The sequence below is a fragment of the Telluria aromaticivorans genome (assembly GCF_013003915.1).
Taxonomy (GTDB): Bacteria; Pseudomonadota; Gammaproteobacteria; order Burkholderiales; family Burkholderiaceae_D; genus Telluria; species Telluria aromaticivorans.
Map to the genome: position 1 here is coordinate 433,307 of NZ_JABAIV010000002.1, position 14,811 is coordinate 448,117.

Annotated in this window: 8 protein-coding genes; 1 reads left to right on the forward strand and 7 read right to left on the reverse strand. The window is 64.9% G+C overall.

The features are described 5' to 3' along the window. Positions 1 to 17 precede the first annotated feature (17 nt). The 4 genes from HGB41_RS07420 to HGB41_RS07435 all read right to left on the reverse strand — a co-directional run bounded on the left by HGB41_RS07420 (position 18) and on the right by HGB41_RS07435 (position 6,782). A complete protein-coding gene (locus HGB41_RS07420; protein ID WP_229422875.1) occupies positions 18 to 1,829 on the reverse strand; it encodes a putative bifunctional diguanylate cyclase/phosphodiesterase in 1,812 nt (603 codons plus the stop codon). 166 nt (positions 1,830 to 1,995) lie between these two features. After that, on the reverse strand, positions 1,996 to 3,675 hold the full coding sequence (locus HGB41_RS07425) for an alpha-amylase family glycosyl hydrolase (RefSeq protein ID WP_171082728.1): 1,680 nt from the start codon (positions 3,673 to 3,675) through the stop codon (positions 1,996 to 1,998). 25 nt (positions 3,676 to 3,700) lie between these two features. Further along, positions 3,701 to 5,341: an alpha-D-glucose phosphate-specific phosphoglucomutase gene (locus tag HGB41_RS07430; RefSeq protein ID WP_171082729.1), complete on the reverse strand. Its 1,641-nt coding sequence runs from the start codon at positions 5,339 to 5,341 to the stop codon at positions 3,701 to 3,703. 103 nt (positions 5,342 to 5,444) lie between these two features. Further along, on the reverse strand, positions 5,445 to 6,782 hold the full coding sequence (locus HGB41_RS07435; protein WP_171082730.1) for an MFS transporter: 1,338 nt from the start codon (positions 6,780 to 6,782) through the stop codon (positions 5,445 to 5,447). A gap of 224 nt (positions 6,783 to 7,006) precedes the next feature. Here HGB41_RS07435 and HGB41_RS07440 point away from each other — a divergent pair, with 224 nt between their 5' ends. Continuing rightward, complete coding sequence (locus HGB41_RS07440) at positions 7,007 to 7,888, forward strand: alpha/beta hydrolase (protein WP_171082731.1); 882 nt, start codon at positions 7,007 to 7,009, stop codon at positions 7,886 to 7,888. A 173-nt stretch (positions 7,889 to 8,061) separates the two neighbouring features. On the opposite strand, the gene HGB41_RS07445 is transcribed toward HGB41_RS07440, so the two are convergent. From HGB41_RS07445 to HGB41_RS07455, 3 genes are all read right to left on the reverse strand, one after another. Further along, positions 8,062 to 9,846, reverse strand: coding sequence for a DEAD/DEAH box helicase (locus HGB41_RS07445; RefSeq protein WP_171082732.1), 1,785 nt, complete (start codon positions 9,844 to 9,846; stop codon positions 8,062 to 8,064). Between the two features lie 252 nt (positions 9,847 to 10,098). Further along, positions 10,099 to 11,610: a tryptophan halogenase family protein gene (locus HGB41_RS07450; protein ID WP_171082735.1), complete on the reverse strand. Its 1,512-nt coding sequence runs from the start codon at positions 11,608 to 11,610 to the stop codon at positions 10,099 to 10,101. Between the two features lie 246 nt (positions 11,611 to 11,856). Next, positions 11,857 to 14,763: a TonB-dependent receptor gene (locus HGB41_RS07455; RefSeq protein ID WP_171082736.1), complete on the reverse strand. Its 2,907-nt coding sequence runs from the start codon at positions 14,761 to 14,763 to the stop codon at positions 11,857 to 11,859. Positions 14,764 to 14,811 lie beyond the last annotated feature (48 nt).

A 14,811-nucleotide genomic window follows, 5' to 3' on the forward strand; every position in this document is an offset into this window, starting at 1 on the left:
GTTCAGGCCTGCCGTTTCTAATGCAGCAAGGCGCGCAGTTCGCCAACCGACAACTGCCTTTCCTGCGCATCGTGGAAACGCAGCAGCAGGTGCTCGATGTCCCTCGCCGTACGCGCGCGGCTGAACAGCCAGCCCTGCACGCAATGCACGCCCCGGCTCGTGAGCCAGGCGAGATCGGCCTCGTCCTCTAGTCCCTCGCAGATGAGCTCCGCGTCGAAGACCCGGGCCGCGCCGTGGATCAGGGAAAACAGTCCCGCCTTCTTGTGGTCGGATGCAACACCATGCACGAACTGGCGATCCGCCTTGAGGCGATCGAAGGTGAAATCGGCAAGGGCATCGAGGTTGGACGAACCGGTGCCGAAGTCGTCGATCGCGATGTGCACGCCAAGCGAACGCAGTGCCGCGATCCGTGGATACAGCGGCTGCAGCGAGTCGAGCAGCACGCTTTCGGTCACCTCGAGCTCGATCAGCCTGCCCGGCACGCCGGTTTCGCGCAGTATCGTTTCCAGGCGTGCGAACAGCTCAGGATGCATCAGCGACACACGCGAAAAATTAAGCGCCACCGGGACCGGGTCCAGGCCCTTGGCCAGCCAGCGTTTCAGGTCTTCGCAAACGAGCCGGGCGACGTGTGCATCGAGTTCGAAGATGCGTCCGGACTGCTCGGCCTGGGGCACGAACATGGCAGGAGCGACCAGGCCGAACTCCGGATGGCACCAGCGCACCAGCGCTTCCAGACCGATCAGCTTGCCGGCTTCGACATCGATCTGGGGCTGGTAATGCACCTCGAGCCGGCCGTGGCGGCGGTCGCCGCGCAGGGCGTGGCGCAATTCGTAGCGCAAGCGCGCACGCGCGGCCAGCGCGCTGTCGTACTCGGCCACGACGCTGCGGTCGAGGTTGCGGCGAATCGAGGATGCCGCGCCGTCGGCGGCATCGAGTGCGTCCACTGCGCTGCCGCGCTGCGATGCGCCCTGGCGCCAGATGCCGATGCGGCCGTGCAAGGGCTGCACATAGCCGTTCCCGACCTCGAAGGGCAGGTCGATCAGGTCGCGTAGCTGGGCAAGGCAGGTATCGAGTTGGTCTGGCGGGAGGTCGAGTGCGAAGGCAAAACGGTCGCCGCCGAGATGGCCCAGCAGCGCGCCGTCGCCGCCCCATGACGCCAGCCGGTCGCCGAGCTGGCCCAGGATGCGGTCGCCGGACAGCCTGCCGAACAATTCGTTGACCTGGCGAAAACCAGTAAGGTCGATGAAGCCGACCGTCACCCTGGCCTCCTCGCGCGCCAGCATGTAGTCGAGGTGATGCAGGAAAACGGTGCGGTTGAACATCCCGGTCGACAGTTCGAAATAGCGGTGCTCGAGCAGGTCGACCACGATACGTGCCATCAGCCGGAGCTGGGTGACCTGTTCGTCGTCGAGATGATGCGGGTCCCTCCTCATCACCCACAATGTGCCCAGCAGGCGGGCCGCGCTGCCATCCAGCGGGATACCCGCATAGTGGAGGTAGTGCGGCGGCTCGGTAACGAGCGGATTGTCGGCAAACCGTGCGTCGAGACGGGCGTCGGCGACCTCGAACAGCGGCGCATTCTCGCGCACTGCACAGTGGCAGAAGGAGCCGGCGAGCGGCAGCAGGCGGGCGTCGGCGCCGACCCGCGAGGGCAGCCAGATCTGCGAACGGAATACCAGGCTGATGCCGCCGATGTCGGAGCCTGTCAGGCTGACGGCCAAGCGGGCGATGTAGTCGAGCTTCGGATCGGAGGGCTCGAGCAGCACCCGGTCGCCGCGTCCATGCCCGGGCGCATGGGCGATACTTCCCGCGTCCAGGATTCCGTCCATCGACGGAATCCTGCTGTATGTCCATCCCTCTGGCCAGTTCGCGCGCATTGCTTAGCCATCCATGCAGGTTGACGCGCCCGAATCGCATTTTCGCCGATTCGGATGCAAGTATTTACGCGCCCCAGAATACCAGCAATGGAGGCCGGCGTGTGTGCCGCGGGAGGGCTCAGTCCAGCGCGATCAGGGCGACCGGCGCTGCCGTACCGAACTGCACCTTGCCGCCGCTGACCACGGCCGACTTGCCCGAATACCAATCGCGCACGGTCTGGCCGTCGTTGAAGACGCCGGCCACCGAAATCGGCAGCGCCTTGTCGGCCGGCAGGTCGAGCGCCACGACCACGCGGTCGCTCGCGCCGTCCTGCTGCCAGGTACGCTTGAAGGTGTAGGGGCTGGACGCGATCATCTGGTGCCTGCCTGCGCCGACGGCAGGGTGGGCAGACCGGAAGCGGCCCAGGCGGGCCCAGTGCTCGCGCACTTCGGCCACGCGGTTGCTGCCGCGCTGCGCGTTGGCCGCCAGCTCGTCCCAGTTCATGAACGAGCGCAAGCTAGCATCGCCTTCGGCGCCCTCGACCTTCAAGAGGCGCGCGGTCTCGTCACCGTAATAAATCTGGGCCGAGCCCGGCGCCAGCATCAGCTTGTTGGCGGATTCGAAGGGGCGCTGGCGCAGCGGGTCGAAGGGGCTCCCATCGTCGTGCGAGCTGATGTAGTTCAGGACCGAATAACCCTTCATCGGACCGTGCAGCGCGTTCGAATAATCCGAGAACAGCTTTTCATAGCCCTGCGCGGCGTCGGTCTTCATGCTGAAGTTGATCATGCTGTCGAAGCCATTGGCCAGGTAGTCGACCTTCACGCCGCCGCCCATGTCGAAGCTGCGGCCATGGTTGATGGCATAGCCGTAGACTTCCGAGGTCATGAAGAACGGCAGGTCGCCGAGCTTCCTGGCCGGGTTGGCGCGCTTCCAGTCTTCATAGGCCAGGCTGGCTTCCTGTTTGAGTTCCTTCCACACGCCGGGTTCGGTGTGCTTGACGGTGTCGGCGCGGAAGCCGTCGACGCCGTACTTGCGCACCCAGTCGGCATGCCATTTCACCAGGTAGAAGCGCGGCGCGCGCGGATAGCCGGTGCGCTTGAAGAAGGCGTCCAGCTCCTTCACTTCGCGCTCGTAGCGCCCTTCCTTCTTCCATTTCGCGACAAGTGCGGGCGGCAAGGCGACGTCCGCGTTGCTGTTGGTGAGGAAGTCCGGCAGGTTGTCCACCAGGGTGCAGTCGATGGTGGTCGGCGCGTCCTTGTAGGTGCATTTCGGCTTGGTGCGTACCCAGTCCGCAGGCCATACCGGGTCGGCTTGCGTGACCGGGCCGGTATGGTTCATCACCACGTCGAGGATCACGCGGATGCCGTTGACGTGCGCGGTGTCCACGAAGGTGCGGAAGTCTTTTTCACTGCCCAGGTTGGCGTCTACCGCCGTGAAGTCCTTCGCCCAGTAGCCGTGGAAGCCATAGGTCTTGCCGGTGCCTTCGTCGGTCGGCGCGTGGATCTGCTCGACCGGTGGGGTGAGCCAGATCGCATTCACTCCCAGGTCCTTGAAATAGCCTTCGCGGATCTTGGCCGTGATGCCGGCCAGGTCGCCGCCCATGAAGCCGCGCAGCTTGGCGCCGTCATCCTTGCGGCCGTATGCGTGGTCGTTCGACTTGTCGCCGTTGTTGAAACGGTCCGTCAGCAGGAAGTAGACGGTCGCGTTCTCCCAGACGAAAGGCTTGCCCGCGGGCTGGGCGCGGGCGGTCTGGGCAGCAACGCTGGAGGCGGCGCCGAAGGCGAGCAGCATGGCGCAAGCAAGGACGGGAAGTTTCATGCGGGTTCCTGTGGTGGTGGAGGGGTCAGGTGATCACGGTCGGGCTCTCCCGGCCGGTGTGGTGGCGCAGTCCCGAGATATTCCCGGCGATGGCGACCAGGTCGGAGAGTGCAACCTGGGTGTCGATGTCGTGGCGCGCCGGGTCGGCCTCGAAGCGTTCGAGGTAGAGCCGCACGGTGGCGCCTTCGGTGCCGGTGCCGGACAGGCGCAGCACGATGCGCGAGCCGTCCACCATGGCGATGCGGATGCCCTGGCGCGTGGCGACCGAGTGGTCGACCGGGTCGGTATAAACGAAATCGTCGGCCAGTGCCACGCGGTAATGGCCGAAGCTCTGGCCCGCCAGCTCGGGAAGTCTTTCGCGCAGGGCGGTCATCATGGCGTCGGCGGCGGCGGCATCCACCGCTTCGTAGTCGTGGCGCGAATAATAGTTGCGGCCGAAGCGCGCCCAGTGCCCGCGCACGACCTGCTCGACGGACTGCCCGCGCACAGCGAGCAGGTTGAGCCAGAACAGCACGGCCCACAGGCCATCCTTTTCGCGGATATGGTGCGAGCCGGTGCCATAGCTCTCCTCGCCGCACAGGGTCACGAGGTTGGCGTCCATCAGGTTGCCGAAATACTTCCAGCCGGTCGGGGTCTCGAAGCAGGAGATGCCCAGCGCGGCGGCCACGCGGTCCGCGGCCTGCGAAGTCGGCATCGAGCGCGCGATGCCCTTGATGCCGCCCTTGTAACCCGGCGCTACGGTGGCATTGGCCGCGATGATGGCCAGGCTGTCCGAGGGCGTGACGGCAATGCCGCGGCCGACGATCATGTTGCGGTCGCCGTCGCCATCCGACGCCGCGCCAAAGTCGGGCGCGTCAAGGCCTTCCATGTGGGCGATCAGTTCGGCCGCATTGACCGGGTTCGGGTCCGGGTGCCCGCCGCCGAAGTCTTCCAGCGGTTCGCAGTTGACCACTGTGCCCGCGGGTGCGCCGAGCATGCCCTCGAGGATGGTTTTCGCATATGGGCCCGATACGGCGTGCATGGCGTCGAAGCGCATGCGGAAGCCGCCGGCGAATAGGGCTTCAATCGCCTTGAAGTCGAACAGACGCGCCATCAGTTCGGCATAGTCGGCGACCGGGTCGATGATCTCGACCACCATGTTCTCGATGCGGGTTTTGCCGACCTGGTCGAGGTCGACCGGGCCGGCGTCGCTGATGCGGTAGGACGTGAGCGCCTGGGTGTGCGCGAACATCGCGTCGGTGATCTTTTCGGGGGCCGGTCCGCCGTTCTCGATGTTGTACTTGATGCCGAAGTCACCAGTCGGGCCGCCTGGATTGTGGCTGGCCGACAGCACGATGCCCCCGAAGGCCGCGTGCTTGCGGATGGTGCAGCTCACGGCCGGCGTGGAGAGGATGCCGCCGCGCCCGACCAGCACGCGCGCCACGCCGTGGGCGGCGGCCATGCGCAGGATGGTCTGGATCGCGTCGCGGTTGAAATAGCGGCCATCGCCGCCGACGACGATGGTGCGGCCCTCCCCCTCACCCGGATCGCCCAGGGTGAGGAAGATCGCTTCGACAAAATTCTCGAGATAGCCCGGTTGCTGGAACTCGGTTACCTTCTTGCGCAGGCCCGAGGTGCCGGGCCGCTGTCCGGCGAACGGTGTGGTCGGGACGGTCTGGATGCTCATGCTTCGCTCCTGTCGTTATAACGTGATGCAACATCGCGGCAGGACGCACGGGATGTTGGCAAAACGTTACGATACGACAGGCGCGAAATCACTGGCGCGAGCCTTAGATGGCTGCCTTGACCGGCGCGGCCCGGTCCGTGACGAACAGCGTCAGCACGGCTGCGATCAGCATGCAGGCGCCGCCCAGCACCAGGGTCTGCACCGTGTGGCCGCCGAAGAAATGCTTGGTCACGCCGCCCAGCAGCAGGCCGCTGCAGATCTGCGGGATGACGACGAAGAAGTTAAACAGGCCCATGAAATAACCCATGCGCTTGGCCGGCAGCGAGCCTGCCAGGATCGCGTAGGGCATGGTCAGGATCGATGCCCAGGCCAGGCCGACGCCGATCATCGGCAGCATCAGCATCTGCTTGTCGGTGATGAAATAGATGCTGGCCAGGCTCAGGCCACCAATGGCGAGGCAGGTGGCGTGCACGGTCTTGCGGCTGGTGGCGCGCGCGAAAATCGGCAGGATGAAGGCGGCCAGCGCCGAGACGCCGCTGTAGACCGCGAACATGATGCCGACCCAGCTGCCGGCCGACTGGAACTCCGAAGATTGGGCATCGACCGTGCCGAAGACGTTGTCGGCGATCGCCGAACCGGTATAGATCCACATCGCGAACAGCGCGATCCAGGTGAAGAACTGCACGAAGGCCAGTTGCACCATGGTCTTCGGCATCTTGGCGAAACCACCGACGATTTCCTTCAAGGCCACGCCAAAGCTGCGGGCGTGCTTGCGCTCGGCGTTGAAGGCCTCGAGGTCGGCCGGCGGCTGTTCGCTGGCGGTGAGCACGGTCCACAGCACGGCCAGGAAGAAGATGGCGCCGCCGGCATAGAAGGAATAGCGCACGGTGTCGGGAATCAGGCCGCCCACCGCCTCGTTCGACACGCCCATCGATTCGAAGAAGGTCGGCAGCAGCGAGGCGATCACCGCGCCGCAGCCGATGAAGAAGGTCTGCATCGCATAGCCGGCGGTCTGCTGCGAAACGTCCAGCTTGTCGCCCACGAAGGCGCGGAACGGCTCCATCGACACGTTGATGGCGGCGTCCATCAGCCACAGCACGGCCACGGCCATCCACAATACCGAGGAATTCGGCATCAGGAACAATGCAATGGCGGCCAGCACGGCGCCGATGAAGAAGAACGGGCGGCGGCGGCCCCACTTCGGGTGCCAGGTGTTGTCGCTCAGGTAGCCGATGATCGGCTGCACCAGCAGGCCGGTGACCGGTGCGGCCAGCCAGTACAGGGCCAGGTTGTCGGGGTCGGCGCCGAGCGTCGAGAAGATGCGGCTGGTGTTGGCGTTCTGCAGTGCGAAGCCGAACTGGATGCCGAAGAAGCCGAAGCTCATGTTCCAGAGCTGCCAGAACGACAGGCGCGGCTTGATCACGCCGGTGTGCATATCCATGTGTGTCCCCAATCTGGCCCGAAAGGATGCCGGGCTCTCGTGTGATGTCGGCAGGCTGAAGTGGTACAGCCTGCGCGCTAGCTTAGCTAAAGCTGTAGCAAAATAACATGGGGATTTATGGGTGTCAATCGAAGAGCTCTCATAGTAGAATCGCCACAACACCGAGGCTGAAATAGCCCGTTTCTGTAGTCAAACAACAGAAGATTTTTCCAAGGAGACCCCGCATGCCATCGCTTCGCCACCCTGCCCTTCCCCTCCTGTTCGCCGCCGCCCTGTGCCTGCCGGCCGCTGCCGCCGACAAGGTCGAGACGCCGAAAGCCTCGACCGCCCTGCCCGGCGTGAGCCTGCTGGGGGAACCGCTGGAGATGGCGGGCCTGAACCGCAAGCGCCAGGTGCGGCTGTACCTGCCGCCCGGCTATGCGACATCTGGCAAGCGCTACCCGGTGCTCTACATGCACGACGGCCAGAACCTGTTCGACACCGCCACCGCCTATGCCGGCGAATGGAAAGTGGACGAGACCCTGGACGCGCTGGCGAAGGAAGGCAAGCTGGAACTGATCGTGGTCGGCATCGACAACGGCGGCGAGAAGCGCATGACGGAGCTGAACGCCTGGAGCAGCGAACGCTTTGGCGCCGCCGAGGGGCGCGAGTACACCGACTTCATCGTCAAGACCCTCAAGCCCTTGGTCGACACGCGTTACCGCACCTTGAGCGGACGCGAGCACACCGCCATCATGGGCAGCTCGATGGGCGGCCTGGCCTCGCATTATGCGCTGGCGCAGTATCCGCAGGTGTTCAGCAAGGCGGGCGTATTCTCGCCGGCCTACTGGACGGCCCAGCCCTCGTTCGGCTTCGTGCAGGCCAAGCCGGTGCCGAAGGACGCGCGGGTCTACATGCTGATGGGCGAAAAAGAAGGCCCTGGGATGGTGGAGGACGTGAAGCGCATGGCGGAAGTGGTGCAGAAGACCGGGCATCCGGCGGCCAACACGGTACTGAAAATCGTGCCGGGGGCGGAGCACAACGAGGCGTTCTGGTCGGGGGAGTTGCGCGAGGCGCTGCTGTGGATGTTTGCGCCTGAAACGACGAAGGTCGCGAGCAGCCGTTAAATATAGGGTGGGCGGGGTAATTTCGGGCAATGCCCGGAATTACGAACGCCCACGCGGTGATCGTTATCGGCTCCGTCGTCGTGCGGGCTGATCTCGCTGCAAACTATCACCGCGTGGGCAAGGTAACTCAGGCCAATGGCCTGAGTTACGAATTGCCCACCCTACGGTGTAACTTAGCCTTTACGATGCGGCTTCTTCGTGCCCGCCTTGGTGAACGACTTCTTCTTTTCCGACGGTGCCGACGGCGTTTCACCATCGCGCGTGATGTTCAGCTGCTGCCCCGCCACCCACACGGTCTTCAGGTGGCTGACCAAATCCGGCGGCATGTCGTCCGGCAGGTCGAGCGTACTGAAGTCGTCATAGATCTCGATGCGGCCGATGTACTTGGACGGGATGTTGGCTTCGTTGGCAATCGCGCCGACGATGTTGCCCGGCTTGACGCCATGCTGGTGGCCGACTTCGATGCGGAAGGTGGCCATGCCCGGTTCCGACTCGCGTGCAACGCGTTCCTTCTTGAACGCGCCAGGACCATTCGATTCGCGCGGCTCGCGTGCTTCACGCGGCGCACGCGCAGGACGGTCTTCCCAGGTGCTGGATGCTTCGCGCGATGCGAATTCGGCACGCGGTTCGCGGTCAGGACGCTCGATCAGCAGCGGCACGTCGCCGCGGCCCAGCTTTGCCAGTGCGGCGGCGATGTCGACCGCCGGCACGTTCTGCTCGCGCTCGTATTCCTCGATCAGCGAACGGAACTGCTCCAAGCCGCCTGCAGCCAGCACCTCGGTGATCTGGTCCTTGAACTTGGCGATGCGCACGTCGTTCACCGCCTTCACGGTCGGCAGCGTCAGCTGCGCCACCGGCTGGCGCGTGGCGCGTTCGATGGCTTTGAGCAGGCTGCGCTCGCGCGGGGTGATGAACAGGATCGCGTCGCCGCTGCGGCCCGCGCGGCCGGTGCGGCCGATGCGGTGGGTGTAGCTTTCAGGGTCCGACGGCACGTCGTAGTTGATCACGTGGCTGATGCGCTCGACGTCGAGGCCGCGCGCGGCGACGTCGGTCGCCACCAGGATGTCGATCTTGCCGTTCTTGAGCTGCTCGATGGTGCGTTCGCGCGCCTGCTGGGCCATGTCGCCGTTGATGGCAACCGCGGCGAAACCGCGCGCCTGCAGCTTGGTCGCCAGTTCTTCGGTGCCGAGCTTGGTGCGGGCGAAGATGATCATGCCGTCGAACGGTTCTGCTTCGAGGATGCGGGTCAGCGCTTCCAACTTCTGCATGCCCGACACCAGCCAGTAGCGCTGGGTGATGTTCTCGGCGGTGCCGGTCTTGGCGGCCACGGTGACTTCCTGCGGGTCGCGCAGGTAGGTCTTGGCGATGCGCTTGATCGCCGGCGGCATGGTGGCCGAGAACAGCGTGGTCTGGCGCTCGGCCGGGGTCTTTTTCAGGATCTGCTCGACGTCGTCGATGAAGCCCATGCGCAGCATTTCGTCGGCTTCGTCCAGCACCAGCGTCTTGAGCTTCGAGAGGTCGAGCGAGCCTTTCTCGAGGTGGTCGATCACGCGGCCCGGGGTGCCGACGATGACGTGCACGCCGCGGCGCAGCGCCTGCAGCTGCGGGCCGTAGCTCTGGCCGCCGTAGATCGGCAGCACGTGGAAGCCCTTGATGTGGTTGGCGTAGCTCTGGAAGGCTTCGGCCACCTGGATCGCCAGCTCGCGCGTCGGCGCCAGCACCAGCGCCTGCGGCGTCATTTGCTTGATGTCGATGTTCGACAGGATCGGCAGCGCGAAGGCCGCGGTCTTGCCGGTGCCGGTCTGGGCCTGCCCGAGCACGTCACGGTTGGCCAGCAGCAGCGGGATGGTTGCAGCCTGGATCGGCGACGGCGTTTCGTAGCCGACGTCCTTCAGCGCCTTGAGGACGGGCGCGGAGAGTTCGAGGTCGGAAAACGACGGGAGGGGAGTGTCTGACATAGAAAACTTTCAAAAACGGAACTAAACCGCCAGTTTACTCTCTTGGAGCACGGGGGCGGGCACAATTTGGAACAGATCGGGGTTGGTAGGGTGGGCGGGTCTCCCGCCCGCGCGTTCAACCAGCGTTTGCACGGACGTGCTGCGATATTCTTGGGCTAACTATCACCGCGTGGGCGGGAGGACCCGCCCACCCTACGAAAAACGGCCCCATCGGCTATTCGCACATGGGGCCGCGAATGATACAGGTAAACACTACATCTTTTTGGCCGGACACATCTTCGCAATGTACTCGTCATGCGTCGGCATCACCTTGACGCACTGGGCGATCACGCTGCGCACGCTCTCCAGGTAGTCGGCGATGTCCGCTTCCGATTGCGTATCGGCCAGCGGATGGTAGCCGTCGATCGGCATGTTCTGCCCTTCCAGCACCTGGATCCAGCCGACCTCCGAGAACAACTCGTTGTCGACCCGGACCACGCGCCCGTGCGAGCGGTACATGTCCATCTTGCGCTGCAGGGTCTCCGGAATCGCCATGTTGGCGCACTCGGTCCAGTAGCTTGAGTCGCTGCGCTGGTTCAGCTTGTAGTGCAGGACGATGAAGTCGCGGATGCGCTCGTACTCGAAGCGCGACTGGCGGTTGAATTCGTCGCGGTCCACCTCGCTGAAACGGCGGTCCGGGAAGAAATCGACCAGGCGCTGGATGGTCGACTGGATCAGGTGGATGCTGGTCGATTCGATCGGCTCCAGGAAGCCGCCGGCCAGGCCGACGGCAACCACGTTGCGGTTCCAGGCCTGCTTGCGCATGCCGGTCTGGAACTTGATGAGGCGCGGCTCGGCCAGCGCCTTGCCGTCCAGGTTCGCCAGCAGGGTCGATGCGGCTTCGTCGTCGCTGATGAAACGGCTGCAGTAGACGTGGCCGTTGCCGGTGCGGTGCTGCAGCGGGATGCGCCACTGCCAGCCCGATTGGTGCGCGGTGGCGCGCGTATAGGGCGTCATGGCGGCGACTGATTCGCAGGGCACGGCCAGCGCGCGGTCGGCGGGCAGCCAGCCGCTCCAGTCTTCGTAGCCGGTGTGCAGGGTCTGTTCGATCAAGAGGCCGCGGAAACCCGAGCAGTCGATGAACAATTCGCCCTCGACCCGCTGGCCGCTTTCGAGCACCACGGCGTCGATGTGGCCATCGCCTTCACGCTGGGTCGCGCGGGTGATCTTGCCCTCGATGCGGATCACGCCGCGCGCTTCGGCCAGCTTGCGCAGGTAGCGCGCATACAGGCTGGCGTCGAAGTGGTAGGCGTAGGCGATGTCGCGCAGCGGCGAATTCGGCACGTCGTGCCGGGCCGGCATGAATTTGTTGGCCTTGGCGGCCATGCGCGAGATCGAGTATTCCTCGAGCGGCGCGGCCTTGCCGATACGGCGCATCTTCTGCCAGTACTGGTCGAAGGGCACGGTGGCCAGGTCCTGGCCAAGGCGGCCGAAGCCGTGCATGTAGCGCTCGCCCAGCTTGCCCCAGTTGACGAATTCCACCCCGAGCTTGAAGCTGCCCTGGGTCTCGCGCATGAATTCGTGCTCGTCGATGCCCAGCACGCGGTTGAAGCGCTGGATCATCGGGATGGTCGCTTCGCCGACGCCGACGATACCGATCTCGTCGGATTCGACGAGGCGGATGTTATAGCGGCCGTTGAGCATGGTCGACAGCGCCGCCGCGGTCATCCAGCCGGCGGTGCCGCCGCCGACGATGACGATGTCTTTGAGTGGTTCAGTGTTCATGTGCGTGTTCCCGGATTTTGTAGGGTGGGCGGGTCTCCCGCCCACGCGGTGATCGTTATCGGCTCCGCTTTCGCGCCGCATGATCTTGCTGCTAACTATCAGATTGTTATCGGCTCCGCTTTCGCGCCGCATGATCTTGCTGCCAACAATCACCGCGTGGGCGGCACAGCCGCCCACCCTACGAAAAACAACCCCTGGCAGGCGGTGCCTGGCAGGGGTTGATACTGTACCGCAGTTCAGCTCAGCTTAGAACTTGTAGCTGGCGCCGAAGTGGTAGGTGCGGCCGTAGGCGCGGCGGTTCGACGGATTTTCTTCGTCGGTGGTGTACTCCAGGAACGGTGCGTTGTTCCAGTTCTGCGCCTGGGCATACAGACTCACACCCTTGAGCCAGCCGCGCTGGATCTCGTACGATGCCTGCAGGTCGACGATGGTCTCGCCCTTGATGAAGGTGAGCTGCGCGTTGTCCTGGAAGTCCGACACCTGGCCCAGGAAGCTCGAGCGCTTGCGCGCCGCGGCGGCGACCTGGAAGCCGTTCTTCTCGTAGTACAGGCGCAGGTTGGTCACCTTGCGCGACAGTCCAGGCAGCGGGATGCTGAGCGGATCGCCGTTCACGTTGGCGAAACCGCTTTCCGGCAGGTTCACGTTGCTCTTGGTATCCGAGTGGTTGACCATCACGCCGAAGCCATCGAGGTACTCGGTCAGCATCGAGAACGGCACGTTCACGGCCACTTCGAAGCCCTTCAGGTTGCCGCCGTCGCCGTTGACCGGCTGGTTCAGCAGGCCGATGGTCGAACCGGCATACGGGCCGGACAGCGGCAGCGGGGTGGTCGGCGTCACGAAGGGCGCGAAGTCGAACACGCGCGGCACGCGCAGGATATAGGTGTCCAGCTTCTTGTAGAAATAGGCGGCGCTGATGTAGCCCTTGTTGCCGAAGTACTTTTCGTACGACAGGTCGAAGGCCTTGGCGCGGAACGGCTTGAGCTGCGGATTGCCCGAGCCGCCGGTCAGGATTGGCACGCCCTGGCTGGCGATGCCGAAGCCGCTACCGGCGCGCAGATCGTCCAGGTTGGCGCGCGACACCACCTTGGCCAGGCCCAGACGCAGCTTCTGCTCGTTCTTCAGGTCGAAGCTCATGTTCAGGCTCGGCAGCACATCCCAATAGCTGTCTCCGTCGCTCACGCGCTGCGCCGGGCAGGTCTGGGCGGTATTGCCAGTGCAGCGCGAACGGTCGACGACGAAGCCGCCACCGCGCTGGTTGGTATGGATCGCCTGCACGCCGGCATTACCCGTGTAGTTCAGGCCGAACAGCTCGCCTTCCAGGTCGCCCATCACGTAGGCGGTGTTGATGCGCTCGCTCACGTCCCAATACTTGTTGAGGATGTCGGCGTCGACCTTCGGCGCCAGCTCGTAGACCGAGCCGAGCGAGCCGCGCGGATCCCACGACACGACGTTGAAGCCCGAATTGCCTGCCTGGGCGATCTCGCTGCCCGGCACCGTTACCGCGGCGTAGGGACCGGCGCCACCCTTGATTATCAGGCGGCCTTCGGGGCCGGTGCGCGACTTGTCGCGCGAGGTATGGTTGTAGCCGAAGCTGGTGGCGACCAGCGGGCCGAATTCGACGGCGCGCTTGGCGGTCAGGCGAATGGCCTTGACGGTGTCTTCGACATACGGCTGCGCCAGGTAACCGGCCTGCGGCGAGGATTCGCCGCCGGACCAGCCCATCACGTCGGTCAGGCGCGCAACCGAGCGGTCGGCGTAGTTGCTGCCCGGGGTGTACTGCACCTGGGTCACGTTCGAACCGTTGAAGTTGGCGTAGCGCAGGGTGTCCTGGGCGCGACCGGCGAGACCGGCGGTGGTCTCGTAGCGCGAGGACAGCTTGGTGGCCTTCGACCAGGTCAGGTCGGCCGCGGTGGTCCAGTCGGCGATCTTCAGTTCGGAATTCCAGCCGACGGTCTTCAGATCGTCCTCGGCGCCTTCGTAGTGGTTACGCACCACGCCCTTCCAGTTGCTGATGGTGCCGCTGGTGGCGACGCCGTTCGACACGGTGGCGCTGCTCAGCACGTGCGGCAGCTCGTAGGCGCCTCCGGCGTTGAAGGCCACGCCGCCTTCGAAACCGGTCTTCTTCTGGCCGGTTTCGCCGGCCGAGTAGAACAAGTCGACGGTCGACTTGAAGTTCTTGTTAGGACGGAACTGCAGCGAAGCGAAAGCGCCGTCGCGTTCGTTCGAATCGACCACGGTGTCGTAGCCGAAGCCGCCCGGGGTGGTCACGTTGGCGCCGTTGAACGGCATGGTGGTGGTGCCCCAGGAATTGAAGGTGGTCTGGCCGCCGCCGGTTTCTTCGTAGCGGGTGAAGCCCACTGCCACGCCGATGGTGCGGTTCGCGAACTGGTCGACGTAGGACAGGGTCGCGCGCTTGCCGTCACCTTCCGGCAGGCCGTCGGGGTGCTTCACGCCCAGGCGCGTCTTCTTGTAGCTGACGGCGACGGTGCGCTTGCCGAAGTCCAGCGGCTGCACGGTGCGCAGGTCGATGGTCGAGGCCAGGCCCTGGCCGATGACGCTCGCGTCCGGGGTCTTGTAGATGACAATGGAACCCATCAGTTCGGCCGGGAACAGGTCGAACTCGGGCGAGCGGGCATTGCCGGTCGAGGCCATTTCGCGGCCGTTGAGCAGGGTGCCGTTGAAGCTTGGCGACAGGCCGCGCACCGAGATGTCCGCGGCGCGTCCCGAACCACGGCTACGCTGGGCCGATACGCCCGGCAGGCGCGAGATAGACTCGGCGACGCTCTGGTCAGGCAGCTTGCCGATGTCTTCGGCCGAGATGGCTTCGACGATCGAACTGGAATTCTTCTTGATCGAGATGGCCGCTTCGATACCGCGGCGGATACCGGTGACCTGGACCGTGGCGACGCCCGGCTGGGCAGTCGAGCCCGGCGGCGTCGGCTCGGCGGCGGCGGCTGCCTGCTCGGCCGAAGCCGGTGCGGTCGCGACGCTCGAGGTGGCGTTGGTCGTGGTGGTGGTGTTGTCCTGCGTGGTCGCTTGCGCGTAGGCACTGCCTGCGAACACCGACAGGAAGACGGCGCAGCCTGCGGCGACCGGGCTCAGTTGGAATGCAAGGCGGGCCGGAGCGACGCGCTTGGTTGCGAAGATGTTCATGTGTCCCCTCAAAAAGACAGATTTTATTTTCTCGAAACTACGGCGCAA